The 1447-nt window shown below is 44.9% G+C and carries 2 protein-coding genes; both read right to left on the bottom strand.

Features of this window, described 5'->3' with window-relative positions:
- Positions 1-798, bottom strand: a 798-nt coding sequence (locus K5R16_RS21905; RefSeq protein WP_220740513.1) for a formate dehydrogenase subunit gamma, incomplete at its 3' end; no start/stop codon positions are given.
- Positions 799-940: 142 nt separating this feature from the next.
- A partial coding sequence (locus K5R16_RS21900) for a molecular chaperone (protein WP_220740511.1) occupies positions 941-1447 on the bottom strand: 507 nt, incomplete at its 5' end.

Genomic DNA, 1447 nt, shown 5'->3' with positions numbered 1-1447 from the left:
CATAAAGTTAGCGGTATTCTTGGTGACGACAAAGGTTTCTGGGAACATCATTGTTAGCCCTGAAACCACCATCACACCACCAAAGAGGGCAAACACCCAAAACCAAAGTTTCTCACCCGCATTGGCAAAACCAGCATCTGGGTGATGTTTCTTACCGGTATTGAGGTAACCACCTAAAACAGCAAACCATTTCAAGTCATAACTTGCAGGGATTTGCTTTGGTGCCCACATCAAAATCATTAACACGTAACCCAAGATGAATGGGAACGCCATCAACTCATGTAGGCCACTTGAAAGCCCTACCAGTGATGCCCAGCTTGGCGCATTCATGCTTGGCTCAAAGTAGTGTCGACCGCCAGCCAAAACTAAGCCGGTTAGCATGAGTAGTATGCAAGCGATAGCACCTAACCAATGCACACTGATACTGAGGCCTGACCAACGTTTGATCATCTTGCCTGAGAAGCCTTTATCTAGACGCGAGATACCATTTACCATGATAAAAATGATAAATAGCGCAATGACGCCAAATAGGCTGGCAAACACTAAAAATGCGATGCTATCGGTGGCACCTAAGTAACCAAGTACAGCTTCATTGGCATCTTCTGGTACTGATGCCGGCATTAATAGTTCAACTTGTGTTGGCATACCGCGGATCTCAGGGATGTCACCTGGAATAGCGTGTTCCTGAATTGTTTGCCATTGTTGAGGTTGCAGTGTTGCAACCTCTGCAGCCATAGCTGCCGTTGAGACAAACAGGCTAATGACAATAAAACTAAACAATCTTATTGCTCTGTTCATTCATAACTCCTTTAGCGACTTTAGGTCGCCTATTTGGTTCTACCCGCCAAATAGCTGATGGTGTATAAGTTCAGCTATCGACGGCTATTACCTTTTTGCTTGGTACATAGTGGCTTAACTTTGGTTCTATAACGTTAAGCCATCACTGCATTTGCTTAGTGACAAAAAGGTGCAGTTCAGTAGCAAACTCGCGCCAAAATGCATGTTGAGCATGGTTTTTTATTCCTTCACAGAAGGGAGTGATCCAAGTACCCAGATGCTTAGTAAGAAACTCATCGGCAATGGCCGTTAGTTCCTCAAAGGCTTCGATATCGTTTGCTGCTTTCTGCTCACTGGCTAACGCGTGAACACAGTAGAGAAACTCCAATTCGTTACCGATAAAGTCGGCGGGTTCATTGAATTTTTCGTCAATGACCAAGCCAATATGTTGGTAAAACTCGGCAACTCTGACGGTCTCGTCTGTATTCATGACATGATTGCCGCTGCGGTAGATTCCCTCGTAGGGAGCAACCAACAACTTATATGGCCCAATACACATGCGATTGAAGTCAAACTCCAGTTCAGATGCATCGTCGATAAAGCGCTTTGCTTCGTTTAACAAAGGGCTTTGTGGGTTACTCGCTTCGAGATACGCGATTAATCCGTTTAA

The organism is Shewanella sp. c952, assembly GCF_019654975.1.
GTDB lineage: Bacteria > Pseudomonadota > Gammaproteobacteria > Enterobacterales > Shewanellaceae > Shewanella.
Note: the sequence above shows the minus strand (reverse complement) of the source record. Positions and strands in the feature narration are given on the sequence as shown.